Source organism: Amycolatopsis sp. DSM 110486, from assembly GCF_019468465.1.
Taxonomy (GTDB): domain Bacteria; phylum Actinomycetota; class Actinomycetes; order Mycobacteriales; family Pseudonocardiaceae; genus Amycolatopsis.
In genome coordinates this window covers 591148-616145 of record NZ_CP080519.1, presented here as the reverse complement: position 1 = coordinate 616145, position 24998 = coordinate 591148, and the positions used below count along the sequence as shown (strand labels likewise).

23 protein-coding genes and 1 tRNA gene are annotated in these 24998 nt (G+C 69.8%); 16 read left to right on the top strand and 8 right to left on the bottom strand.

Translation table 11 applies throughout. The features are described from left to right. Positions 1-29 precede the first annotated feature (29 nt). The gene (locus K1T34_RS03020) at positions 30-395 is read right to left on the bottom strand and encodes a hypothetical protein (protein WP_220242770.1); all 366 of its coding nucleotides are present in this window, start codon (positions 393-395) and stop codon (positions 30-32) included. 145 nt (positions 396-540) lie between these two features. On the opposite strand from K1T34_RS03020, the gene K1T34_RS03015 reads away from it, so the two are divergent. From K1T34_RS03015 to K1T34_RS02970, 10 genes are all read left to right on the top strand, one after another. After that, a complete protein-coding gene (locus K1T34_RS03015) occupies positions 541-1497 on the top strand; it encodes an ABC transporter ATP-binding protein (protein WP_220242769.1) in 957 nt (318 codons plus the stop codon). After that, positions 1494-2234: an ABC transporter permease gene (locus tag K1T34_RS03010; RefSeq protein WP_220242768.1), complete on the top strand. Its 741-nt coding sequence runs from the start codon at positions 1494-1496 to the stop codon at positions 2232-2234. Before K1T34_RS03015 ends, K1T34_RS03010 begins: the two co-directional genes overlap by 4 nt. Positions 2235-2345: 111 nt before the next feature. Next, positions 2346-3479, top strand: a complete 1134-nt coding sequence (locus K1T34_RS03005; protein WP_220246967.1) for a sensor histidine kinase — start codon at positions 2346-2348, stop codon at positions 3477-3479. Continuing rightward, positions 3476-4081, top strand: a complete 606-nt coding sequence (locus tag K1T34_RS03000; protein WP_220242767.1) for a response regulator transcription factor — start codon at positions 3476-3478, stop codon at positions 4079-4081. The genes K1T34_RS03005 and K1T34_RS03000 overlap by 4 nt, the downstream gene beginning before the upstream one ends. 52 nt (positions 4082-4133) lie before the next feature. Beyond that, entirely contained in the window at positions 4134-4775 is a 642-nt protein-coding gene (locus tag K1T34_RS02995; protein WP_255638273.1) for a YdcF family protein, read from the top strand. 43 nt (positions 4776-4818) lie between these two features. Next, positions 4819-6096 carry a deoxyguanosinetriphosphate triphosphohydrolase gene (locus tag K1T34_RS02990; protein WP_220242765.1) on the top strand — a complete coding sequence of 426 codons (1278 nt, stop codon included), beginning with the start codon at positions 4819-4821 and terminating at the stop codon, positions 6094-6096. A 262-nt stretch (positions 6097-6358) separates the two neighbouring features. Next, a complete protein-coding gene (locus K1T34_RS02985) occupies positions 6359-7447 on the top strand; it encodes a serpin family protein (protein ID WP_220242764.1) in 1089 nt (362 codons plus the stop codon). Further along, positions 7447-9279, top strand: coding sequence for a glycosyl transferase (locus tag K1T34_RS02980; RefSeq protein WP_220242763.1), 1833 nt, complete (start codon positions 7447-7449; stop codon positions 9277-9279). Before K1T34_RS02985 ends, K1T34_RS02980 begins: the two co-directional genes overlap by 1 nt. Positions 9280-9466: 187 nt before the next feature. Continuing rightward, entirely contained in the window at positions 9467-10033 is a 567-nt protein-coding gene (locus K1T34_RS02975) for a carboxymuconolactone decarboxylase family protein (protein ID WP_220242762.1), read from the top strand. A 64-nt stretch (positions 10034-10097) separates the two neighbouring features. Continuing rightward, positions 10098-10964, top strand: a complete 867-nt coding sequence (locus K1T34_RS02970; RefSeq protein WP_255638272.1) for an N-acetyltransferase — start codon at positions 10098-10100, stop codon at positions 10962-10964. Between the two features lie 13 nt (positions 10965-10977). On the opposite strand, the gene K1T34_RS02965 is transcribed toward K1T34_RS02970, so the two are convergent. Then, positions 10978-11934 carry a sigma-70 family RNA polymerase sigma factor gene (locus tag K1T34_RS02965; RefSeq protein ID WP_220242761.1) on the bottom strand — a complete coding sequence of 319 codons (957 nt, stop codon included), beginning with the start codon at positions 11932-11934 and terminating at the stop codon, positions 10978-10980. A 52-nt stretch (positions 11935-11986) separates the two neighbouring features. Here K1T34_RS02965 and dnaG point away from each other — a divergent pair, with 52 nt between their 5' ends. The 3 genes from dnaG to K1T34_RS02950 are packed head-to-tail and all read left to right on the top strand — an operon-like array spanning position 11987 to position 15248. Next, positions 11987-13903, top strand: a complete 1917-nt coding sequence (gene dnaG, locus K1T34_RS02960) for a DNA primase (protein ID WP_370643611.1) — start codon at positions 11987-11989, stop codon at positions 13901-13903. Between the two features lies 1 nt (position 13904). Further along, entirely contained in the window at positions 13905-14429 is a 525-nt protein-coding gene (locus K1T34_RS02955; RefSeq protein WP_220242759.1) for a hypothetical protein, read from the top strand. Between the two features lie 54 nt (positions 14430-14483). After that, complete coding sequence (locus tag K1T34_RS02950; RefSeq protein ID WP_220242758.1) at positions 14484-15248, top strand: trans-aconitate 2-methyltransferase; 765 nt, start codon at positions 14484-14486, stop codon at positions 15246-15248. Between the two features lie 52 nt (positions 15249-15300). Here the strand turns inward: K1T34_RS02950 and K1T34_RS02945 are convergent, their stop codons facing one another. Then, a complete protein-coding gene (locus tag K1T34_RS02945; protein WP_220242757.1) occupies positions 15301-15519 on the bottom strand; it encodes a hypothetical protein in 219 nt (72 codons plus the stop codon). Positions 15520-15642: 123 nt separating this feature from the next. Here K1T34_RS02945 and K1T34_RS02940 point away from each other — a divergent pair. The 3 genes from K1T34_RS02940 to K1T34_RS02930 all read left to right on the top strand — a co-directional run bounded on the left by K1T34_RS02940 (position 15643) and on the right by K1T34_RS02930 (position 19639). Beyond that, positions 15643-15715, top strand: a tRNA-Asn gene (locus K1T34_RS02940). Between the two features lie 139 nt (positions 15716-15854). Continuing rightward, positions 15855-16187: a cupin domain-containing protein gene (locus K1T34_RS02935; RefSeq protein WP_360585391.1), complete on the top strand. Its 333-nt coding sequence runs from the start codon at positions 15855-15857 to the stop codon at positions 16185-16187. Positions 16188-17113: 926 nt separating this feature from the next. After that, complete coding sequence (locus K1T34_RS02930; protein ID WP_220242755.1) at positions 17114-19639, top strand: Pls/PosA family non-ribosomal peptide synthetase; 2526 nt, start codon at positions 17114-17116, stop codon at positions 19637-19639. 98 nt (positions 19640-19737) lie between these two features. On the opposite strand, the gene K1T34_RS02925 is transcribed toward K1T34_RS02930, so the two are convergent. The 5 genes from K1T34_RS02925 to K1T34_RS02905 form a co-directional block, all read right to left on the bottom strand. Then, positions 19738-20922, bottom strand: coding sequence for a ZIP family metal transporter (locus tag K1T34_RS02925; RefSeq protein WP_220242754.1), 1185 nt, complete (start codon positions 20920-20922; stop codon positions 19738-19740). Then, entirely contained in the window at positions 20919-21965 is a 1047-nt protein-coding gene (locus K1T34_RS02920) for a multicopper oxidase domain-containing protein (RefSeq protein ID WP_220242753.1), read from the bottom strand. Before K1T34_RS02920 ends, K1T34_RS02925 begins: the two co-directional genes overlap by 4 nt. 748 nt (positions 21966-22713) lie before the next feature. After that, positions 22714-23184, bottom strand: a complete 471-nt coding sequence (locus K1T34_RS02915; RefSeq protein WP_220242752.1) for a peptidase inhibitor family I36 protein — start codon at positions 23182-23184, stop codon at positions 22714-22716. Between the two features lie 299 nt (positions 23185-23483). Further along, positions 23484-24089: an NUDIX pyrophosphatase gene (locus K1T34_RS02910; protein WP_220242751.1), complete on the bottom strand. Its 606-nt coding sequence runs from the start codon at positions 24087-24089 to the stop codon at positions 23484-23486. Between the two features lie 151 nt (positions 24090-24240). Further along, positions 24241-24996, bottom strand: a complete 756-nt coding sequence (locus K1T34_RS02905) for a hypothetical protein (RefSeq protein WP_220242750.1) — start codon at positions 24994-24996, stop codon at positions 24241-24243. Positions 24997-24998: the final 2 nt, after the last annotated feature.

Genomic DNA, 24998 nt, shown 5'->3' with positions numbered 1-24998 from the left:
TTCGGAGCCTCTCGGCCCGGCCGGCCCGTTCACGAGCTTGTTCGATCCGCTCGGCGCGCGGGTACTGGTGCCGGCTGGGGTTCGGCCTGTGCCGGCGCCTCCCGTGCCGCCGGCGTCGGGGCCGGCGGATCCACTCCGAGGCTGTCCAGATACCTGGTCAGCAGTGTTTCCGCCTCTCCCGTGCCGGCGAGACACGCTCCGATACCGGTCGCCATTGTTTCGGCCAGCGCGGGCAACTGGGCGGCCTCGGCGTCGTTCGTGCTCGCCAGTGCTTGCCCCCACGATGCGGCCGCCTCGACGGCCAGGCCGTGGCTCGTCGCCAGTGCTGCGCGGGCCGACGCGATCAACGCCAAGCCGTCGCGCAGTCGTGCGGTCAGCTCGTCGACGAAGGGCACGGAGGGGAGCCTACGGGCGGCTTGGATGTCGCAGGTGCTTCGTCAGCATCGACGGAGCGCCACCCCTGACCCCTGACACCTGTCACGGCAACGACGTGACGCTCGGCCTGCTGGCCGACGCCGAGACGCCGGCAGTCTTCAGGGCATGGAAACCACACAGGCCACGCGCGGGGCGCGGGACGTCGCGGCGGGGGCCGCCGTCCGGTTGAGCGGGTTGAAGAAGCACTACGGCGAGGTGCGGGCCGTCGACGGGGTCGAGTTGACGATCGCGCCGGGTGAGGTGGTGGCGCTGCTCGGGCCCAACGGGGCCGGCAAGTCCACGACCGTCGACATGATCCTGGGGCTCAGCAAGCCCGACGCGGGCGACGTCACGGTGTTCGGCAAGACGCCGGCCGACGCGGTGCGCGCCGGGATGATCGGGGCGATGCTGCAGGGCGGGGCGCTGCTGGAGGACCTGACCGTGCGCGAGACCGTGCGCATGGTCGCGAAGCTGCACCGCACGCCGATGCCGCTCGACCAAGCGCTGCAGCGCGCCGGTATCGAGGACATCGCCGACCGGCGGGCCAACAAGCTCTCCGGTGGGCAGAAGCAGCGCGTGCGCTTCGCCGTCGCGCTGGTTTCGGACCCCGACCTGCTGGTGCTCGACGAGCCGACGGCCGCCATGGACGTGGGCACGCGGCGCGAGTTCTGGAAGTCCATGTACTCCTTCACCGACAGCGGCCGCACGGTCCTGTTCGCGACGCACTACCTGGAAGAGGCCGAGGAGTTCGCCGACCGCGTGGTGCTCATGCGGGCCGGGCGCGTGGTCGCCGACGGGTCCGTCGCGCAGGTGCGCGCGCTGGCCGGCGGGCGCACGATCCGGGCCGTGCTGCCCGGCGCCGGCGAGGAGACCGAGCGGCTCGTGGCGACGCTGCCCGCGGTGACCGACTTCGAGCTGCGCGGCGAGCGCGTCGCGATCTCCAGCAGCGAGTCGGACGCCACGCTGCGCGCGCTGATGGCCGCAGTGCCGGCCGTGCACGACATCGAGATCGGCGCCGTCGGCCTCGAAGGCGCGTTCCTTTCCCTGACCAGCGACGAAAACCAGGAAGAAGCAGCCCGATGAACCCGTCCTACCTCGCCGTCGAGATCCGGCGGCTGTTCCGCTCCATGCGGTTCCTCATCTTCGTCGTCGCCTTCCCCGTGGTGATGTTCCTGTTGCAGGCCAACGTCTTCACGAAGGCGACCGACCCGGACCACGCCGCGGTGGTGGCCGTGGTGATGGTCAACATGATGGCGTTCGGCCTCTTCGCCGCGGCGACCACCAACGGCACGCGCCTGGCCCTCGAACGCGCCAGCGGCTGGCAGCGGCAGCTGCGGCTGACCCCACTGTCGGGTACGTCCTACCTCGGCGGCAAGGCCGTGGCGGGCATGCTCGTGGGTCTGCCCGCGCTGCTGCTGGTGCCGCTCGTGGCGATCTTCGTCGAGGGCGTGCACCTCGACGGGGCCGGCTGGCTGCGCGTGATCATGGGCCTGTGGCTCGGCACCATCCCGCTCGTGCTGCTCGGCCTGCTGATCGGCCAGATCGCGACGCCGGAGTCGATGCAGCCCATCTCCATGATCGTGATGCTCGGCATGGGCTTCCTCGGCGGCCTGTGGATCCCGCTGGAAGGCATGCCGGCGTGGATGCAGGACGTGTCGCAGCTGCTGCCCACCTACTGGCTGATCGGGCTGGTGCGCCCGGCCGTGACCAACGAGCTGCTCGTGAGCTTCCCGACCGCGCTCGCGGTGCTGGCGGGCTGGGCCGTGATCCTCGGGGCGCTCGTGATCAGGCGATACCGTAAGGACAGCGCCCGGGTCTGACCGGGACGGGAGGGAACGACGGTGCAGCGCACGAAGGAAGAGCCCGCGTCGATCGCGGTCACCCGGTTCCGGTTCGCGCTGAACGACCGGGCCTCCTGGTGGGACGATCCGATGGTCGGCCACCGGGGCGGGCCCAACAAGATCGGCTGGCCGATCTTCGCGGTGCTGTTCCTGCTTCCGTTCCTGATTCCGGCCACGCACGGGCTGCTCGAGAACTCCGACCCGATGTGGGCACGGGTGCTGATGGGTGTGCTGTTCTACGGCTACGGCGCCTGCTACGCGGTTTTCCCGGTGGTGTTCGGCAAGCCGACGAGGGTCAAGCTCGTCTTCGGTTGTGTGATGCTGGCGCTGGGCCTGTTCTCGACGCTGCTCACCGACGTCAGCCCGTACATCCTGCTCTACGCCACCGCCACACTCGCGTTCCTCTTCCCTGCCGGCTGGGCGGCGATCCTCGACACGCTGGCGCTGGGTTCCGTGGCGATCGTGCTGCTGGCCGGCGGCAAGATCGACGCCGACGGCGGCGACCTGATCTCCGTCGCCTCGATCACGCTGGCGATGTTCTTCATGGCCAACCTCATCCGCGCCATCCGCCGCCTGGAGCGGGCCAATGAGGAGATCGCGACCCTCGCCGTGGCCAACGAACGCCAGCGCGTGGCCCGCGACCTGCACGATCTGCTGGGCCACAGCCTCACCACGATCACCGTGAAGGCCGGCCTGGCGCGGCGGGTGCTGGAGAGCTCCGGCGACATCGGGCGCGCGGTCGAGGAGATCCGCGAGGTCGAGGGCCTCACCCGCAGCGCGCTGTCGGACGTGCGGCTGACCGTGTCGGAGTACCGCGAGGTGTCGCTGGCCGCGGAACTCGCCGGGGCGCGCGCGGCGCTGCGGGCGGCGGAGATCGAGGCGGACCTGCCCTACGCCGTGGACAACGTGCTGCCGCAGCTGCAGAGCACCTTCGGCTACGTGCTGCGCGAAGCGATCACCAACGTGCTGCGCCACTCCGGAGCCAACCGCGTCAGCGTGCGGTTCGGGCGCGACTGGCTCGAGGTGGAGGACGACGGGGCCGGGGCGGACGCGGCGCAGGGCAACGGGCTGCGCGGGCTGACCGAGCGCGTCGGCGGCGTCGGGGGGACGCTGCGCAGCGGGCCGCGGCCCGGGGGAGGATGGGTGGTCCGGGCGGAGGTTCCGGAACCGGAGCCGCCGGCCGTCCAGGTCGTGCGCGCCGAACCCGCGGGAGGACTTGCGTGATCCGCGTTCTGCTGGCCGACGACCAGGCGATGGTGCGGGGAGCCCTGGCCACGGTGCTCGGGTTGGAGGCCGACATCGAGGTCGTGGCGCAGGTCGGGTCGGGGGACGAGGTGCTGGCCGCGGCGAAGGAGTCGGGGCCGGACGTCGCGCTGCTCGACGTGCAGATGCCCGGGAAGGACGGCCTCGCGGCGGCCGCGGAGCTGCACACCGCGCTGCCCTCGTGCCGCGTGATCATCTGCACCACCTTCGGCCGGCCCGGGTACCTGGCGCGCGCGATGGCCGCGGGCGCCGCGGGGTTCGTGGTGAAGGACGCGCCGCCGGAGCAGCTCGTGGAGGCCGTCCGGCGGGTCCACAGTGGACTGCGCGTGGTGGATCCCGCGCTGGCGGCCGAATCGCTGGCGACCGGGGCGAGTCCGCTCACCGGGCGGGAGTGCGACGTGCTCTCGACCGCGCGCGACGGCAGCACGGTCGCGGACATCGCGAAGGCGCTGTTCCTCTCGGAAGGCACTGTGCGCAACCACCTTTCGGCCGCGATCGGCAAGACGGGCGCCCGCACGCGCGCCGAGGCCGTGCGGCTGGCGGAGGAACGCGGCTGGCTCTGACGCCCGGGGTGCCTGCGCCGGAATCGCGTGCGGCTCTGAAAAGATGGCGGGCATGAGAACACCACCCACGCCTGTGAGCTGGCTGCGCCGCATCGCGTTCGGCGGGGTGCTCGTGGTGCTCGCCGTCGTCGGCGGCACGGCGTTTCGCGTGTGGCAGGTCGCGCGCGAGAACGACCGCACGCCGGCCGACGTGATCGTGGTGCTGGGGGCCGCGCAGTACAACGGCAAGCCGTCGGACATCTTCATGGCGCGGCTGGAAAAGGCGCGCCAGCTCTACGACGCGGGTGTCGCGAAGACCGTGGTGACTGCCGGCGGCAAGAAGGCGGCCGACAACTTCACCGAGGCCGCGGCCGGCGCGCGGTGGCTGAACCAGCACGGCGTGCCCGCGTCGGCGACGCTGGCGGTCGGCGAGGGCAGCGACACGCTGCGGAGCCTGCGGGCCGTGGCCGACCAGGTGCAGGCGCGCGGCTGGCACACGGCAGTGCTCGTGAGCGACCCGTGGCACTCCTACCGCGCGCGGACGATGGCGTCGGACCTCGGTCTCGACGCGTGGACCGCGCCGACGCACAGCGGCCCGATCGTGCAGGAGCGCGTGACGCAGGTCCGCTACATCTTCCGCGAGACGGGCGCACTGTTGTTCTACGAGCTCACGAAATCGCCGGCCGACGAGCTGTTCGACACCTTCATGGGCTGAACTTCCCCGGGGAATTGTCGGTGGCCGCGCTTAAGCTGACCGGGTGAGCGACGGGTACTCCGAGTACGACCGCGCCCGGGTGCTGGCCGAGGCACCCAAGGGCGCGGCGCTGGCCGGCGCGCGGCCCGACGGGCGCAGCGGCTTCGCGCGCGACCGCGCCCGCGTGCTGCATTCGGCCGCGCTGCGGCGGCTGGCGGGCAAGACGCAGGTGGTCGGTCCCGGCGAAGGGGCCGAGGTCAGCGGGGTGCCGCGCACGCGGCTCACGCATTCGCTGGAGGTCGCGCAGATCGGGCGCGGCATCGCCGAGGAGCTGGGCGCCGACCCGGACCTCGTCGACACGGCCGGGCTCGCGCACGACATCGGGCACCCGCCGTTCGGGCACAACGGCGAGCAGGCGCTCGACGACGTCGCCCAGGCGTGCGGCGGGTTCGAGGGCAACGCGCAGACGTTGCGCATCCTCACGCGCCTGGAACCGAAGTCCCTCGACGACGCCGGCGCGGCGGCGGGCCTCAACCTCACGCGCGCGTGCCTCGACGCGACCACGAAGTACCCCTGGCGGCGCCGGCCGGGGCAGCAGAAGTACGGCGTGTATGCCGACGACGTGCCCGTGTTCGAGTGGGTGCGCTCCCGCGCGCCGGGCGAGCGGCGGTGCCTCGAGGCCCAGATCATGGACTGGTCCGACGACGTGGCCTACTCCGTCCACGACGTCGAGGACGGCGTGCTGGCGGGGCGAATCTCGCTGAGCGTGCTGGCGGATCCGGACGAACGCGCGGCCGTCGCGGAGGCCGCGGCACGGCACTTCTCCACGCTGTCGGCGTCCACTTTGGAGGGCGCGGCCAAGGAGCTGCTCGACCTGCCCGTGGTGGCCGCCCTCGTCCGCACGGCTCCGGACGGCTCGCTGCGCGCCCAGGTGGCGCTGAAGCAGCTGACGAGCGAGCTCGTGGGTCGCTTCGCCTCCGCCGCGGTCACCGGCACCCGCAGCGTCTACGGCGAGGGCCCCCTGCTGCGCTACGCCGCCCGTCTCGCCGTCCCGGACCAGGTCGCGGCGGAGGTCGCGCTGCTCAAGGCGCTGGCTCTGCGCTACGTCATGAGCGACCGCCGCCGCCTCGCCATGCAGGACGGCCAGCGCGAGCTGATCGCGCAGCTGGTCGCCGCTCTCCTGCGCCGCGCACCGGAGTCCCTGGACCCGCTTTTCGTGCCCCCGTGGCACGCGGCCGCCGACGACGCCGCGCGCCTGCGGGTGGTCGTCGACCAGGTCGCCTCGCTCACCGACGCGCAAGCCCACGAATGGCACCGCTGGCACGTGGGCCGGCACGTCTGACCTGCCGCTGTCTCGACCATCCGCCTTCTTGACCACCGCCTTCTTGACCACCGCCCTGCCCTCTGCGCTCCGCTTGCCGACGGCCTTCGCAGTCCTGCCAACCCCACCCCCAATGTGGCGTTGGTTGCGCTCAACGCACCGAACGCCACATTGGGGTGCTGCGGCCGGTCGGAGGGGAGAAGCGGAGCCCGAGTGGGGGAGGCGAGGCTTCGGCTGATCGGTTCCGTGCCGCCGGAACCACCCGGTCGGGTACGGTCGCCGCATGGCCGTGGACAGCCACTTGGACTTCACGCTCGCCCTGGGACGCACCGCCGCGGCGGGTGGGGGTGACGCGTGTTTTTCGCCGTACTCAGTGGCCAGCGCGCTGGGCCTGGCGGCCCGGGCGGCGCGGGGGCGGACCGCCGAGGAGCTGCGCAAGCTCCTGGCCACCAGCGACGCCGACCTGGACGCGCACGCCACGGTGCTGCGCGACGCCGCGGCGCTCGGCGACGAAGCCCAGCTGGCCGTGGCCAACACGCTGTGGGCGTCCGACGCCATCACCGTCGAGAGCGCCTTCCTCGACCAGCTCGTCACGTGGCCCGGCGGCAAAGCCGAGACCGCGCCCTTCACCACCGACCCCGAAGCCGCGCGCGGGCTGATCAACACCGATGTCGACCGGATCACCCACGGCCTGATCCCGGAGCTGCTGCCCTCGGGCACGATCAGCGCCGACACCCGCGCCAGCCTCGTCAACGCGCTCTACCTCAAGACCGCCTGGCGCCACCCGTTCCCCGACGGCGCCACCGCCCGCGCCGACTTCCACAGCCCAGGGGCGACCCGCCGAGTGCCGACCATGCACCTCGAAGAGACCGTCGGCTACCACCACGCCGGCGGCTGGCAGGTCGTGAGCCTCCCCGCGCAAGGCGGCGTCGAAGCCGTCGTCCTGCTCCCGGACGGCGACCTCGCACCCGCCGAAGCCGCGCTCGACACGCGGAACCTCAAGCAGCTCCTCGACGGCCCGAAACGCCGCAAGGTGCGTCTCTCGCTGCCCAAGATCAAGCTCGACGTCCGCACCGACCTCGACGGCGCCCTGCACGCGCTCGGCGTGCACGAGGTGTTCACCACCGACGCCGATCTCACCGGGCTCACCGCCGCGCGCCCGCTGTGGGTCGACAGCGTGGTGCACCAGGCCGTGCTGCGCCTCGACGAGCAGGGCCTCGAAGGCGCGGCCGCCACGGCGATCCAGATGCGCACGTTGTCCCTGTCCACGGCCGAGCCGCTCGAAGTCGCGGTGGACCGGCCGTTCCTCCTGCTCGTCCGGCACGCCGGCACCGGCGCGGTGTACTTCTTCGCGCGGGTGGTGCGCCCGTAGTGAGTCTTTTCCAACCGGAAGCGAGGACCGAACTGATCCCCGCCGTTCCCGGGCCGTCCGCGCCCGCCGCCACGCCGAAGCTGCGCCCGTCTTGGGCCGACGCCGGCATCATGGCGGCCTTCGTCGCGTTCGCGTTCATCCTGTACGGCGGCCTCTGGGACGACCTGGGCACGGGCTACCTGTGGAACAGCGCGTCGGACCAGAACCTGTGGGAGTGGTTCTTCGACGTCACCGCGAAGTCCGTGCTGCACCTGCAGAACCCGCTCAACTCGGACCTGCAGAACTACCCGCTCGGCGTGAACATGATGGCCAACACGGCCATGCTCGGCGTCGGGATCCCGCTCACGCCGATCACGCTAGCCTTCGGCCCCACGGTCACGTGGGCCATCGCGCTCACCGGCAGCCTCGCCGGCACCGCGGCTGCCTGGTACTGGGTGTTCTCGCGCCACCTCGTGCGCCACCGCGCGGCGGCGGCGATCGGCGGCGCGGTGGCCGGGTTCGCGCCGTCGATGATCTCGCACGGCAACGCGCACCCGAACTTCGTCGCGTGGTTCGTGCTGCCGTTCCTGGCGCTCAAGGTGATCCACCTGGCGCAGGGCCGCAAGCTCGTGCGCAACGGGATCTGGCTCGGCGTGCTCACCGCGTACCAGATCTTCCTCGGCGAAGAGCCGCTGCTGATCTTCGCGCTGGGCTTCGTGATCTTCGCCGTCGCGTACCTCGCGTCGCGCCCGCGGGAGATCAAGGCGATGGTGCGGCCGCTGCTGCTCGGCGGCGGGCTGGCCGTGGTGATCACCGGTGTGCTGGTGGTTTTCCCGCTGTGGTGGCAGTTCTTCGGCCCGCAGAGCTACTCCGGCCTGGAGCACGGCCCGGTCGGCAACGACCTCGCCGCGTTCACGCGGTTCGCCACGCAGTCGATCGCCGGCCAGCCCGACGCCGCGGCCGACGTGTCGATCAACCGCACCGAGGAGAACGCGTTCTTCGGCTGGCCGCTCATCGCGCTCATGGTCGTGGTCACGATCTGGCTGTGGCGCGAGGCCGTCGCGCGCTCGCTCGCGATCGCGATGTTCCTCATGGCGTGGCTGTCGATGGGCGTCGAGCTCATGGCGGTGCACGTGGACACCGGCGTGGCCGGGCCGTGGAAGCTGCTGGCGGACCTGCCGCTGTTCGAGTCGCTGCTGGAGTCGCGCCTGGCGATGGCATGCGTGCCCGCGATCGGCGCGCTGCTGGCGATCGCCACCGAGCGCGTGTTCGCGACGGCCGAGACCCTGCCGGATCCGGAAGAGGGCAAGCACCGGCTGCCCCTGCGCCTGCTCTGGGTGGGCGCGGTGATCGCCGTGCTCCTCCCGATCGCGCCGACGCAGCTGCTGGTCAAGGACCGCCCGCCCACGCCGGCCTTCTTCGCCGACGGCACTTGGCGCACCTACGTCGCCCCCGGCGGCACCGTGGTGCCCGTCCCGCTGCCCGGCTCGGGCGAGTCGGAGCCGCTGCACTGGCAGATGGACGCCGGCCTGGGCTACGCGATGCCCGAGGGCTACTTCGTCGGGCCGAGCGGCCCCGACGACAAACGCGGCCGCTACGGCTCCTACCAGGTCCCCACGTCCACCCTCCTCGACCGCGTCCGCGACTCCGGCGAGGTCCAGCCCGTCACCGACGCCGACCGCGACCAGACGATCAAGGACCTGCGCTACTGGAACGCCAGCGTCCTTGTCCTCATCCCGCGCGAGCACGCCGACGCGTACCGCGCCACCGTCGAGCTGCTGCTGCGCAAACCCGCGCAGTTCGTCGACGGGGTGTGGATCTGGGACGTGCGTGCGGTCACGGCCCGCCGCTAGCCGATGGCCCAGTACCCGTGCCCGTGCTGTGGGGGGCCTCGGGATGTCAGCGATGAGCCGTGGCCGGCCGATCGCACCTCGCTGTACTGGTGGCGGCCGGACTACTGGCGTTGACGCTGACGGTCCACTGTCACATCCGCGCGGCCCGTCTCGTTCCTCCGTCAGCACCGACGAAGAGGAGACGACCATGCCCCGCATCCCGGCGAAGCGCACCACCGAGGCCGGCCCGCTGCTGAAGCTGCTCTACCGGTTCGCCGGAAAGCGCTTCGGCGCCGTGCCCGAGCCGATGGCCGTGATCGCCCACAACCCGGGGCTGCTGCGCGCGACCGTGGTCCACGAGCTGATGGCCGAGAAGGCGTCGAAGCGGCTGCCCGCCAACGTGCGCGAGCTGGCGGTGTACCGCGTCGCCACGCGGATCGGGTGCTCGTGGTGCGTGGACTTCGGCAGGATGCTGCAGCGCCACGAAGGCCTCGACATCGAGCGGCTGCGCCACATCGACGACTACGCGACCTCGCCCGCGTTCTCGCGCGCCGAGCGGCTGGCCGTGGCCTACGCCGACGCGATGTCGGGCGCGCAGGTGAGCGTGACCGACGAGCAGGTGGCCGAGCTCGAAGCCGAGTTCGGCCGCGCCGGCGTGCTGGAGCTGACCTATCAGATCGCGCTCGAGAACTCCCGCGCGCGGATGAACAGCGCGCTCGGCATCGTCGACCAGGGCTTCACCTCGGGCGACGCGTGCCGGGTGCCGATGCCGTGACAGCGAGGTGCCCGGCCCGACAATTCGAGTGCCCGCTCCGGGCTGAAGGTGTTTCATCACCACCGTGGCCATCGAACTGAGCACACCGGACGCCGGCCGGCTCGGCGACGTCGTCCGCGCCCTTCGCGACTGGCAGAGCGACGCCGCGCCGATCCAGCTGCACCCTGGCGACCTGGGCTGGTACTGGCAGTTCGGCGCCGACGCGATGGCGGCAGCCCTGCGGACCTGGAGCCGGGACGGACAGCTTCTGGCCATCGGGTTCCTGGACAGTCCCGACGTGGTGCGGATGACTGTCGCGCCCTCGGCCTGGCGCGAGGAGGAGCTGGCTCACCAGGTCGTCGCGGACGTGTCCGAACCACGACGTGGCGTCCTGCCGGCGGGAAAGGCCTCCGTCGAGGCACCGGACGGCACCCGGGTGCAAGAGTTGCTGTCCGAGGCCGGCTGGAGCGCCGGCGAGCCGTGGACGCCGTTGCGCCGCGACCTCACGGGGCCGGTGGACCAACCGGGTTTGCGCGTCGAGGTCGTCGGCCCGGGGCAGGGGTCCGAGTTCACCGCCGTCCACCGGTCGGCGTGGGGCCGCCCGCGGTTCACCGACGAGCTGTGGCGCGCGATGACGGCCGGGTTGCCGTACACCGACGCGCGGTGCCTGCTCGCTCGCGACGGCGAAGGCGTTCGGGTGGCGGGGGTGACGGTCTGGTCGGCCGGTCCGGGGAAGCCGGGGTTGCTCGAACCGATGGGCGTCCACGCCGACCATCGCGGGCGCGGCTACGGCCGGATGATCTGCGTCGCCGCGGCGGCCGAGCTCAAGAAGCTGGGTTCGTCGAGCGCGCTGGTCTGCACCCCGAGCTCCCGTGGCGCCGCCGTCGCCACCTACGAGTCGGCCGGTTTCCGGCGCCTTCCCGAGCGGCTGGACCGGACGCGAGACGCCTGAAGCCTGATGACGCTCAGTCGCTCGAGTCCGCCGACTCGGGACGCGTGATGTGCGTGAGCTTGTCGGGGTTCACGATGTCGTAGATGGCCACGATGCGGCCGTCGCGCAGGCTCATGGACTGCACGTGCTCGTCGACGGAGAGGAACCCGTCGTGCCCGGGCATCGGCGGGAGCCAGAGGCCGAGGTCGCCGTTGACGAGGATCGGGGCGCCGCGGCTGATCACGCCGGGCTCGTACTTCTGGATCAGGCCCAGGAAGAAGCGCGACAGCTTGTCGGCGCCCACCATGATCTGGCGCGTGGTGCGGCCCTTGCCATCGGAGTCGCCGATGAGCACGACGTCCGGGTGCAGCACCTTCGCCATCGCCCGGATGTCGCCGGCCAGCAGCGCGGTCACGAACTTCTCCAGCACCTGCTGCTGCTCCGTGAGCTCGGCGCGCGGCGGCGGGTCGGCGCTCTCGAGCGCGCGCCGGGCCCGGGAGCCGTGCTGGCGGGCGGCGTCGGGCGAACAGCCGAGGATCCCGGCGACCTCCGCGAACGGCACGGAGAACGCGTCGTGCAGCACGAACGCCACGCGCTGTTCGGGCGTGAGCTTGTCGAGCACCACGAGCGCGGCCATGCGGATGCCGTCGTCGCGCACGGCGGCTTCGAGCGGATCCTCGCTCACCGGCGCGCCGAACGGCGTCACGATCGGCTCGGGCAGCCACTGGCCCACGTACTGCTCGCGCCGCGCGGGCGCCGAACGCAGCCGGTCGAGGCAGATGCGGCCCACGACGGTGGTCAGCCAGGCCCGCAGGTCGCGGATGCCGGCGCGCCCGGCGTCGTCGAGCGCGGCCAGGCGCAGCCACGCTTCCTGCACGGCGTCCTCCGCGTCCGAGCGGGTGCTCGTGAGCCGGTAGGCCACCCCGATCAGGTGGCCGCGGTGGCCGGCGAACTCCGCAGCGAGGTCGTCGAGTGCCGTCGGTGTGCGCATGAGGCCGAGTGTGCCGCAAAGCCACCGGGGAGGGAGAACTATTGTGGATACCGTGGCAGGACGGATTCGGGAGAGCGACATCGCGGAGGTGCGTGAGCGCAACCGGATTGACGAGGTCGTCGGGGAGTATGTCGCGCTTCGGCGCGCCGGGGGTGGCAGCCTGAAGGGGCTGTGCCCGTTCCACAACGAGAAGACCCCGTCGTTCAACGTGCGCCCCACTCACGGCACGTTCCACTGCTTCGGCTGTGGCGAGGGCGGCGACGTCATCAAGTTCATCCAGAAGATCGATCTCGTCTCGTTCGTCGAGGCGGTCGAGCGGCTGGCGGACCGCGTCGGCATCCGGTTGAACTACGAGGGCGGCGGCGGGAGCGTGCAGCGCGACCGCGGCACGCGTTCGCGACTCATCGAGGCGCACCGCGCGGCGAGCGAGTTCTACATCGAGCAGCTGGTGACCGACGAGGCCCGCGCCGCGCGCGACTTCCTCTCCGAGCGCGGGTTCGACGCCGCCGCGGCCAAGCAGTTCGGCTGCGGCTACGCCCCGGGCGGCTGGGACAAGCTGACGAAGAACCTGCTCAACCGCGGGTTCGAAGTCAAGGAGCTGCTTGCGGCAGGGCTGTCCAAGGAGGGCCAGCGCGGCCCGATGGACCGCTTCCACCGGCGGCTGGTGTGGCCGATCCGCGACGTCGGCAACGACGTGGTGGGCTTCGGCGCGCGGCGGCTGTTCGACGACGACCGCATCGAGGCGAAGTACCTCAACACCTCCGAGACGCAGATCTACAAGAAGTCGCAGGTCATGTTCGGCCTCGACCAGGCCAAGCGCGAGATCGCGAAGCGCCACCAGGTGGTGGTTGTCGAGGGCTACACCGACGTGATGGCGATGCACGCGGCCGGCGTGCCGACGGCCGTCGCGTCGTCGGGCACCGCGTTCGGCGAGGACCACATGAAGGTGCTGCGCCGGCTGATGATGGACGACGACGCCTTCCGCGGCGAGATCGTCTTCACCTTCGACGGCGACGCGGCGGGCCAGAAGGCCGCGCTGAAGGCGTTCGAGGGCGACCAGACCTTCGCCGGGCAGACCTACATCGCGGTGGCGCCCGACGGCATGGACCCGTGCGAGCTGCGCATCGCGAAGGGCGACGCGGCCGTGAAGGACCTCGTCGCGCGCCGGACGCCGCTGTTCGAGTTCGTGATCAAGAGCACGCTCAAGCAGTTCGACCTCGACGCGGTCGACGGCCAGGTCTCGGCGCTGCAGAAGACCGTGCCGATGGTCGCGGCCATCAAGGACCGCGCGAGCCGCGACGGCTACGCCTCCAAGCTCGCGTGGTGGGTCGGCTGGCAGGACGTGGCGCAGGTCGTGAACCGCGTGCGCGGCGCCGCCGGGACCGCGGCCAAGCGTGGCGGCCAGACGCCGCAGCTGCGTCAGCCCGCCTCCCGGCAGGCTGCCGCGCCGGAGCCGACTCCGGAGAAGCAGGACCTGCCGCGGCCCGCACCCGGCGACCCGCGGTTCATGGGCCAGCGCGAGGCGCTCAAGGCCGCGCTGCAGCAGCCCGCGATCGCCGGGCCGGAGTACGACTCGCTGCCCGAAGAGGCGTTCACGCACCCCGCGTACGTGGCCGTGCACCTGGCGTTGCTGAAGGCCGGCGGCGCGGCGTCGGGGCTCACCGGCTCGGCCCTGCTCGACGCCGCGACGCAGCACTGTCCGGAAGGGACGGTGCGGCGCGTGCTGAGCGAGCTGGCGGTGGAACCGTTGCGCGCCTTGGGAGAAGTGGACTCGCGCTACATCTCCGGTGTGCTCGCGGGAGTGCAGGAGAGCCTCGTCGGCCGCCAGATCGGCGAGATCAAGTCGAAGCTGCAACGGCTTTCGCCGGTCGAGGCGCCCGACGACTACCGCGCGCTGTTCGGCGACCTCGTCGCGCTGGAGCAGTACCGCAAGTCGCTGCGCGAGCAGGCCGCGTCCGGATGGGACTGACATGGGCTGGCTGAACCGTCTGATGGGCGGGGGACTCCCCGCGGACTTCCCGGGCGAGCTCGCTGCGGGCGAGAACGTGATCGCGGTCGCGGGCGTCGAAGGCGGCGGCGAGCTCGTGGTGACCAGCCTGGGCCTGTGGATTCCGACCGAGGGCGGCCCCCGGCGGGTCTACTGGCACCTCGTGGCCAAGGCCGCGTGGGCCGAGGGCGTCTTCGAACTCACGGAGTCCGAGGAGACCGGGGAGGCCGGCGTCGTGATGGTGGTCGTCGACCGCCCGCCCGTGCGGTTCCGGCTGCCGGCGCCGGGCAAGGTGCCGCCGCAGGTGCGCCTGCGCGTCGACGGCTCCGTGCGCTCACGCCACCGCCACGACTTCGGCACCGGCGGCGGCGCGTGGTTCGTGCAGCGCAAGGTCCCCGGCCGCGACGGCACGGTGCTCCAGGTGCGACCCGACCCGAGCACCGATCCGGCGTTGGTGGAGGCGATCGCCGGGGAAGTCGCCGAGAAGCTGGCCAACTCGGGGGAGTAAGCAGTACGCTCGTACTCAGTACGGGCGTACGGTTTATCTTTCGGGAGGTTCGCCATGTGGGATCCGGCCAAGTACCTCGACTACGCGGACCTCCGGGCCCGCCCCTTCTACGACCTGATCGGGCGAATCTCGTCCGACGCGCCCCGCCGCGTCGTCGACCTGGGCTGCGGCCCGGGCAACCTCACGCTCGACCTGGGCCGCCGCTGGCCCGGCGCTACGCTGGAGGCCCTGGACAGCTCACCGGAGATGGTGGACGCCGCCCGCTCTCGCGGAGTGGACGCGCACGTCGCCGATGTACGCGAGTGGGCGCCGCGCTCGGACACGGACGTGGTGGTCTCCAACGCGGTGCTCCAGTGGGTGCCGGGCCACGACGACCTGCTGCGCCGCTGGGTCTCGCAGCTGCCCTCGGGTGCCGTGCTGGCCGTGCAGGTGCCGGGCAACTTCGGTGCCCCGTCGCACCGCATCACGCGCGAGCTGGCGGCCTCCCCGGCGTGGTCCTCGCGCCTGGCTTCCCTCGTTCTGCGGGAGAACGAGGCGGTGTCGTCGCCCCTGGAGTACGCCTCCCTGCTGGCCGACGCGGGCTGCCTCGTCGACGCCTGGGAGACGACGTACATGCAGCGCCTGGCCGGCGAGAACGCCGTGCTGGAGTGGATCACCGGCACCGCCCTGCGCCCCATCCGCGCCGCCCTCCCGGACGACGACTGGGCGTCCTTCCGCGCCGAGCTGGCCCCGCTCCTCGACGAGGCCTACCCGCCCCGCGCGGACGGCACGACGTGGTTCGAGTTCCGTCGCATCTTCTTCATCGCGCGGATCCCCTGACCCCGCCGTTTCCGGGCGCGCTCACAGACCCCCTCAGCGGTACGCGTGCGGCTCAGTGCCCCCGGCCGAACTTCTCGCCGACCTTGGCGCGCGCCACTCCCGCGGCGCCCTGGACCATCGGGTGGTCGATCACCTTGCGGTAGGTGCGCACGATCTGCTCGTACCGTCCCCGGCCGGCCTTGGTCCCCAGCACGTATCCCAGACCCACGCCCAGCAGGAACTTCTTCATCAGCGGCCACGCCTCTCGTTCGTCGGACTCCCGACTCTCCATTGTCCAGCAATCCGGCGCCCCCTGGGTGTGATCCGCGAAGAGGGGCCCCCTGTTCGGGTGGCGCAGGCGGTGCGCTAAAGTTCTTTCCATCGCGCCGGACATCCGGCGCACAACTGAATACGATCCCCTGTAGCTCAACTGGCAGAGCATTCGGCTGTTAACCGGAGGGTTCTTGGTTCGAGTCCAAGCGGGGGAGCATCCAAGCCTAGGTCGCTGACCTGGGCTTTTTTGTTGCCTGCGGGTAGGGGCGTTTTGGGGGCTACAAACCCCTGAGTTCGCGGCGGGCCCGGGCTGCGCTTCACGCAGTCAGGGCCGTCGGCGAACGGTTCAGGTAACTGACCAGTGACGCTTCGCTCGGCGGCGAAGACGATCTCGACCGGCTGGGTGGTTCGATCCGGCTCGCGGTGCACACGGTCGTTCGAAGTCGTGGCTGGCTTTCGCCGGACGCGGCGGGAAGCGCAGTCGAGCTGGTGCCCGGCGATGTCACGCTGGTCCGGGGTGGGCCTGATCACTACATCGGCCACGAGCCAAGCGCCGAATGCCTCGATCCGGAGCTGCTCGTGCCGGCGATCCGCAGTGACTTCCGCACCAGCCCGACCGTGGCCACGCTGGTTCACTGCCTCGGCCGATCCGCGGCTGAACGCCGCGTTGCAGGTCATGCAAGGTGAGGCGGAGAAGGCGTGGATCGTTGCCGACCTGGCCGCCGTAAGCGGTCTGTCGCGGCCGGTGTTCGCTCGGGCCGTGACGCGTTGGGGCAATCACCGATGCAATATCTGACCGACTGCCGGACGACCCAAGCCCGGGTTCACCTGCGCGCCGGCGAGCTCAGCCTGGAGCGAACCGCCACGGCTGTCGGGTATGGCTCGGCGGCGCTTCTGTAGAAACGCTGCGGCATGCCCGCCGCCTTCTGCTCTTCGCGAGCGTGGTGACCTTGGCGTTGAACGTCGCGGGACCGCTGATCGCCGGCGAATACGGCAAACCCGCTTTCGACGCCGTCGGGCCGTTCCTCTTGATCGGCTGGGCCGATAGGAACTGCGGCTCGGTTCGACGTCGGTCCCAAGGAGCCTGGGCCGTCTGAGGTCGTTCAGCAGGCATCTGGCGGTCGACCGGCCGAGGTGTTCCTGGAGCAGGTCCGCCGGGAGGACGCGGTCCATCAGCGGCACCCGCCAGATATGTCTCCACGCCGTCGACGAAAACGACGCCCGATCACTGTCTTTGCGCCCGCGCGACGAATGTCGAATGTGATCCACCAGATCAAATCGTGACTTCACGGTGACGCGGGTCAAATCTGTGTGAGGTGGCATTGTTCCGCCGTGCTCAGCGCTGGTATTCGTGCAGCCAAAAGGATCAGTTTCACCTGATCAGTCGTGAAGGTGTTGGAATCTTGCACGCACGTCCTTGCGGGTGCGGCGTCTGGTGTGTCACGGTGACGGAACTGGGTTGCTGTGCGTTCAAGGGTGTTCGCGAGCAGATCCTCGTCGCAATGCGCGAGAACGTTCACCACGCCTTTCACTGCCGGATTCGGTGCGTGCTCAACCCGCCTTGAGTGTGGTCATCAGTTCGGCACAGATTTCCGATCAATGGGGTTCATGCGGTGAGTGAGTCATTCAACGTCCCGCCAGAAAAGCAACGTGAATCTGTCTGCGGCCAGGGTGGCAACGTAGAGGTGGCAGGCAGCGCCGAGCGCGTGTTCGCCACGGTGCTGGCGGACGTCGTGCGTGTCGATCGGGTGTCGGTTGACAGTGATTTCTTCGAAGATCTCGGCGCCAATTCGCTGGTCATGGCGCATTTCTGTGCGCGGGTGCGTAAGCGCGCGGAGGTACCGTCGGTGTCGATGAAGGACGTTTACGCCAACCCGACGATCAGAAGCCTGGCGGCATCAGTCGGAGGCGCTGCACCCGCGTTGGCTGAGCCTGCGGCTGCGAAGCAGGCCAATGCACCTCCTCGTGGCGGCACGGCACAGTATGTCCTTTGTGGACTACTTCAGTTCCTGGCGTTCGTGGGTTACGCGTACTTGGCGGCGTTGCTCGTCGTACGCGGCGTGACCTGGGTATCTGCCGCCGGAACGAACCTGCTCCACATCTACCTGCGGCTGGTGCTGTTCACCTCCGCTGCGTTCGTCGGGCTGTGTGTGCTGCCGATCGTGGCGAAGTGGGTGCTGATCGGCCGGTGGAAGCCGCGGCGGATCCGAGTGTGGACCCTCGACTACTTCCGGTTCTGGCTGGTCAAGACGCTGGTGCAGCGCAACCTGGTGGCGCTGCTGGCCCTGGGCTCACCGCTGTACGTGCTGTACCTGAAAGCACTCGGGGCGAAGATCGGCCGGGGAGTCGCGATCTTCTCCCGCAACGTGCCCGTGTGCACCGACCTGCTCACGATCGGCGAGGGTTCGGTGATCCGCAAGGACTCCTTCCTCCTCGGTTACCGGGCCGAGGCCGGCGAGATCCAGACCGGTTCGGTGACCCTCGGGAAGGACGTGTTCGTGGGGGAGTTGTCGGTGATCGACATCGACACCTCGATCGGCGACGGGGCGCAGCTGGGACACGCGTCGTCACTGCATCCCCGCCAGGCGGTGCCGGCGGGTGAGCATTGGCACGGGTCACCGGCGTGGCGGACCGAGACCGACTACCGCGGTGTCGGTCCCGCGGGATGCGGCATGGTGCGCCGGTTCTGCTACGGCGTCTCGCAGCTGCTGGCCCTGCTGCTGGTGTACCTGCCGTTGGCCATCGGCGGCGTGGACCTACTGCTCGCCACCGCCCCGCAGCTCGCGACGTTCCTGAGCTCGGAGCCGCTGCAGTTCACCAGCTGGGCCTTCTACCTCGACGCGCTCGCCGTGTCGTTCGTGATCTTCTTCGGCGGATCGCTCATCACCCTGCTGCTCGTCGCGGCCGTCCCGCGTGTGCTCGGCGTCGTCCTGAAACCGGACAGGGTCTATCGCCTGTACGGTTTCCGCTACTCGCTGCACCGGGCGATCCGCGTGGTCTCCAACCTGAAGTTCTTCATCACGCTCTTCGGCGACAGCTCGGCCATCGTGCACTACCTGCGGTACCTCGGGTACCGGATGCCCGACCTCCAGCAGACGGGGTCGAACTTCGGGTCCGTGGTCAAGCACGAAACCCCGCAGCTGAGCACCGTCGGCAGCGGCACGATGATCGCGGACGGCCTGTCGATCATCAACGCAGACTTCTCCAGCACGTCGTTCCGGGTGGCCCGAACGAAGATCGGCGGGCACAACTTCCTCGGCAACAACGTCGCGTATCCCGCGCAGAGCCGGGCGGGCGAGAACTGCCTGCTGGGCACCAAGGTGCTGGTGCCGGTCGACGGCCCGGTTCGCGAGAACGTGGGGTTGCTCGGTTCGCCGAGCTTCGAGATCCCGCGCACGGTGGCGCGGGACCGGCAGTTCGACCATCTCAGGAGCGGCGACGCGCTGCGCCGGGGCCTCGCCGCGAAGAACCGGCACAACTCCGTCACTATCGTGATGTTCCTGCTGGTGCGCTGGATCTATTTCCTGGGCCTCGTTCTGCTCGGCTGGGCCACCACGGACGTCTACCCCGTGCTCGGGCTGTCGGCGATCGCGCTGGCGTCGCTCGTCGGGATGCTGTTCAGCGTCTGTTACTTCACCCTGGTCGAACGCGCCTCCCAAGTGATCCACCCCCTGCAGCCGCTGTACTGCTCGATCTACGACATCCGCTTCTGGCGGCACGAACGGTTCTGGAAGGCGGCCGCGATGGCCTACGTGCAAGCCTTCAACGGCACACCGTTCAAAGGCGTGATCTGGCGGATGCTCGGGGCCCGCATCGGCCGCCGGCTTTTCGACGACGGCTGCGGGTTACCGGAAAAGACCCTCGTGACGATCGGCGACGACGTCACGTTCAACCCCGCCAGCAAACTGCAGTGCCATTCCCAGGAGGACGGCACCTTCAAGGCCGACCGCATCGCCGTCGGGTCCGGCTGCACGATCGGGGTCGGGGCCCTGGTCCACTATGGAGCGTCGATGGGCGACGGCGCGTCGCTCACCGCCGACTCCTTCCTCATGAAGGGCGAGGAAGTACCACCCCACGCCTGGTGGGGCGGCAACCCGGCCAGCGAGATCCGAGCCCAAGACTCGCGGGTCTCCGCTTGAGCCCTCGGCGCACGAAGTAGTCGCCGATGCCCTCGACGCCGCGAGCGCGGGATGGGTACGGCGCCGAGCTCGGCAACGGTGTCCGTGGGCGGTTTGGGTCAGACGGTGACGAGGAGCCCGGTGAGGTACATCGCGAGCAGGCCGGCGGCGGCACCGCCGATGGTGGTGGGGTCGAGCATCCGGGCGTGTCGGTCTCTCAGGGATGGGGCGATCTGGATGATGACCTGTGCGATCGCGCCGACGCCGATGCCGAGCAGGAACGCGGAGAGTTCCGCGTTTCTCACGGTGGCGCCGACAAGTGTTCCGGCGATCGCTGGTGCGCCGGCGAGGATGCCGAGGCCCAGCAGGCGGAGCAGCGGGGGACGTTGCTCGGTCAGGGGTGCGACGATCGCGAGACCTTCGGTGGTGTTCTGGATGGTGAACCCGACGACCAGAGCGGTGCCGAGGGCGAGTTCGCCGACGGTGTAGGCGGCGCCGATCGCGAGGCCTTCGCCGAGATTGTGCAGGCCGACTCCGATCGCGATCATGACGGCCAGGCGGGTTCCGGTCGCCCGTGCCGGCTCCTCTTCGCGGCGGCCGGCTTTCAGTCGGTGGTCGACTGCGGTGAGGGCGAGGAACGCCAGCACGGCGCCGAGCACGACGAGGGCCGGACCGCCGAACGCGCCTCCGCCGCGCCCGGCGAGCTCGACACCTTCGAGCGTCGCGTCCACGGCGAGAAACGCAAGCAGCCCGACGGTCAGGGCCAGCAGCAAGCGCATTCCCCGGGCGCCGATCCGGCGCAGCACGGGCAGGAACAGCATGCCGAGCACGACGGGAATGATTCCGACGTAGGTACCCAGCAGGGCCATCACGGCGAAGAAGCCGCCGTTTGCGGGCGGGGTGCTCACCGCGGCCGGGATCTCGTGTTCGATCGCCAGACCGGTGGAGGTCAGCATCGCGACCGTGTACGGCTGTCCGTTCTGCCACGGGTAGGTCAGCCGTAGTGTGTCGGTGCCGAGCCGTTGGATAGGCCCCGTCCCGCCGGTGAAGTCGACGTAGGTGTCGTTGACGAACACCTGCGCGACCTGCACCGGATCCGGGCCGGTGTTGCGCAGGGTCAGTTCGATCGCGCCCGGGGTCAGCTGCGTGTGTTCGACGATGAGCTGCTCGATCGGTGGTCCGGTGCGTTCGGGCAGCGACCGGCCGCCGAGTACGGCGAGTGCTGCCAAGGCGATCCCGACGAGGACGACACCGGCGATCGCGGGCAGCCATGCCCGCAGTCCCGCCGTGCGGCCGTCGGTCATTCGGTCACCTCGAAGAAACCCATCCAGCCGAGTTCGGCGAACTCCGTTTTGTGCGCGTGGAACATGAACTTCCCGGTGTGGGGGAATCGCAGCTCACAGATTCCGCGCTGGCCCTGGGCCTGAACGACGGTGTCGGTGTACTCGGAGGGTTCGAGGCGGGTGCCGGTCGGGTAGTAGTCGAAGAAGTTGCCGTGCAGGTGGAAGCTGTTGATCGGGTCGTATTCGAGGATGTTGACCAGGTAGATCCGGACCAGCTCGCCGCGCCGGACCCGGATCGGCTCGTGCATGTAGTGGAACGGGATGCCGTTTACCGCGTAGAGCTGATTGCCCTGCCCGTCGAAGGTCGTGTTGTAGCCGTGCATCACCATGACCAGCTCATCGGCCGGCGGACGCGGCTGGGGCGGGTCGACGATGAAGGTGCCGTACATGCCGCGGGCGATGTGCTCGGCCAGCGGACCCACGTGACAGTGGTAGAGGTGCAGCCCGAACGGCTGAGCGTCGAACTCGTACACCACGCTGTGCCCGGGCTCGATGACCCCGGGCCCGATGTTGGGGACCCCGTCCATCTCGGCCGGGTGGATACCGTGGAAGTGCATCGTGTGGGGGTGGGCCGAGCCGTTGGTGAACCGCACCCGCAGCAGATCGCCCTGCTGGCAGCGCAACGTCGGACCGGGCACCCGTGCGTTGAACGTCCAGGCCGGGAACCGGACACCGGGCGCGACCTCCACGTCCTCGTCACTGGCGAAGATCTCCCACTCCCGCAGCGGGCGGCCCCGGTCGGTCCGCGAGACGCGGCCGTAGTCGAAGTCGCGCAGGACCTCGCTGGGGTAGAAGCCGTTCGCCCGATGGTCGACGGTGCTGCCCTGGCGGAACATCGGACCGTTCACGCCGCCGCCGTGCCCGCCCGCATGCCCGCCCGCATGCGGGCCGGCCGGAGTGACCGGCTCCTCGGACGATGGGGGCAGGGCGCGCGCACCAAGCGCGAGGCCGGCGGTGCCGGCCAGGGCACCTCCCAGCAGGAACCGGCGTCGCGTCGCGGCCATCACGCACCTCCTTCGGGGGCCGCCACCGTGCCGCATACGGCTCGGATGCGGCCTCCAGATCGACGCTGCGTGTCCGATCGGTCACCGTTCGCTCTTCCAGGCGACCCCAACCGGACTATTTCGGACTCCCAAACTTATATGTGTGTCCTCACGAATACAACCGTTCGGGGTGCGGCGACCTCCGCTGTGACCTGCGGTGCATCGAGTTCGACCATGTTGAGTCGTTGTGTGCTGCGCAGCCGCAGGCAGAGCAGACCGCCGGACGCGCCGTGTGCCGGTGGGCGCTGGGTGATCCGACCCGGCTGAGGATCGCGCATGCTCTGCATGTCGGCGACGAGGTCTTCGTGTTTGGCCTTTGGCCCGGATCGTCGGAGCGTCACGGGGGCCGGTGTCGCGACAACTCCCTCGGGCCCTGGCGCTCCGGGGCAGCCTCGTCCGGACGGTCGCCGAAGTCCGGCCGAGTTTGCCGGGTACGAAACCTTCTTGTATCGGGCAGAACCCCGGCAACGGTGTGTTGCCGGGGTTCTGTCGTGTTCAGGATCGCTATGAGGCCGTCGGTGTCTCTGCCTCGGTCGTGTTGCGCGGTCCCGGATCTCGACGGCCTGCCAGAGAAGGTCGCCGTCGGGCGTGGGGTCGACGTGGTGACGATCGACATCGATTTCGTCACCGAGGCGTGTGCGCATCGGTCGTGACCGCTCAGCCCTGCCGGTTCCTTCTCTTCCTGGCAAGGCTGAGCTGTCTCTGCGGTTTACAGCGACCGGAACAGGTGGCTGGCGTTGTTGTTCAGCAGCTCGGGAACGAAGTTGCCCCAAGTGCCGGGGTAGTAGGTCATTTCGGCGCCGCCGTAACCGCTGTTGTAGTACACCGTGACCTTGTATTTGGTGCGGTTCCACGCGGAGATGGCGTTGTTCTTGACGCAGGTGTTGATCCCCCGGCCGGCTCCCTTGAACTCGTAGCAGGTCGGCTGGGAGTCGCCGTAGTTTGAGATCGAGCCGGTGAAGTCCGACAACGACTCCGTCCGCTCATTCCCCCAGTAGAGGCAGAATTCCCCCGCGTCACAGTGTCCGTCACGAGCCGCTGCATGAGCCGTGCTGACTGTCGTGGCCGCGAGAACGACGCTGGCCCCGACGGCGACCGAGGTCCGAGCAAGGACCTTTCCGATGTTCCTCAACAGAATCCTCCCCTGTTCGCTGAAATGTCCCCTGGCACGTGGGGACATACCTGCATTTTTGCTTAGTAAGGGCTAATTCGGGGAGGATCCGGCTAAAGTAACCTGATTGGCCCATTCAAGTATGGGCAGCGACAAAGCGGCCACTTGGCGACCGCTGCCAAGCCGGACCTCCCGGCATTCGCGGCGTGCCCATGATCCGCCTGCGTCCCAAGGTTCCTCCGTCGCCACATATTCCGAACGTGACGATCATGGAGAGTTATGCAGTACGGAGAGCAACAACTGCCATGCAGGCCGGACAACACGTACACGCCGAGGCCAGCCGTTGGCAGTCCTCCGTGGCCCGTGGCTCAGGCGACGCGGTGAACGAGGCCGTGGCGCAGCCGGTGGTCCAGTTCCCACAGCGCGGTGCGGTTGGAATCCCACTGCACGGCCTTCGCTGCCTTGTCGAGGCTGAACCAGCCGTAATCGGTGTGCTCGTGCGACAAGATCACCTCGGTGTCCTCCACTCGGACACCGAACGCGTACTCCGGGATCACCAGCACGTCCGGTCCCCAGGTGAACTCCCCGGTCACGTAGACAACTGGGATCGTGGCGCGCGCATCCAGCCCGACGAACTCGCAGTCACCGACCAAGCCGGCTTCCTCGGCGGTTTCCCGCCGCGCCGCCTGCAGCGGGGACTCGCCCGCTTCGCCACCGCCGGCCACACCCTGCCAATAGTCGGCATCAGCCCGCCGGAACAACGCGAACTCCGTGCCCTGGCCCGTCTGCCGGTAGGGCAGCACCAAAACCTGAAACGCAGCACGGCCGTTCATGACCAAGGTCCTCCCAGCCGCAGCACCAGGATCGCCCTCCAGCTTGAGCTCGCTCTGTATGAACGCCGCGTACGTGGTTCCCTGGTCTCCCATGACTGAACGAGCTACCGAGCGTGCGTCGCGCGGCGCGGTCAGCGGCATGACAAGAAGCCAAGGCGGAAACTAGCCGAGTCGAGCGAAAAACGAGACCTCGGGTAGCAATGTGGCGCTCGAGGTCGGCAGCGCTGGCCCGACTGCGCGATGCTCCGCAGCGGTGGCGACCGCGCTAGCAGTGTGGCTACTGCTGTCCACTTCAGCCGGGGAAGTCCGCGTACTCGATGTTCGGTCCGTACAGCGCGACCTTGACCGCTTCCAGCAGTTCCTCGAGGCCGACCGGAGTGGCAACCCCGTCCGGCCCGGTGAGGGTCCAGGTGTCGGTCCAGGTGACCGTGTACACCTCGTGTCGATAGTTCTCGAACTCCACGAACAGGTCGTCCCGGCCCTCGCCCCGGGTCATCGTGCTGACCAGGGATTTGAGCCCGGCGAAACCGCGCTTTGCTTGTACGGAACCAGTGGCGCCGCGGTAGCGGTATTTCAGGTACGGGGACGGCGGGCGGTCCCAGCTGGTGCCGCGGATACCGTTGCCGCGACTGTAGCGGTATTCGGCTTCCGGGAGAGGCTCGTCGCCGGCGGCTTCGCAGCGGAAGATCGGGATGACGGCCCGGACGGCGTCGTGCATCTCGGCGTCGTCCGGGTAGAGGCGGTGCACGAGCGGGCCGGCCGCGGCGACCGCGTCGAAGCCGTAGCCCGCGGGGGCGAAGCCTTCGGCCAGGGACAGCGGGGCGTCGGTCGCCAGTTCGGCACCGTGCGAGCGGGCGAAGGACAGCAGCGCGACAGCCAGCTCTTCGTCGTACGAATCCAGTGCGAATGCTTGGAAGGCGCGCTTGCCGTCGGCGTACAGGGCGGCGCTGTAGTCGAAGCCGGGGGCGCTCGCCCAGTGCCAGGCGTCGGGCAGATCGCCGAGATCGGCGACGTTGGGCATCGCTGCGTAGGTTTCGCGTGGGTCCACTG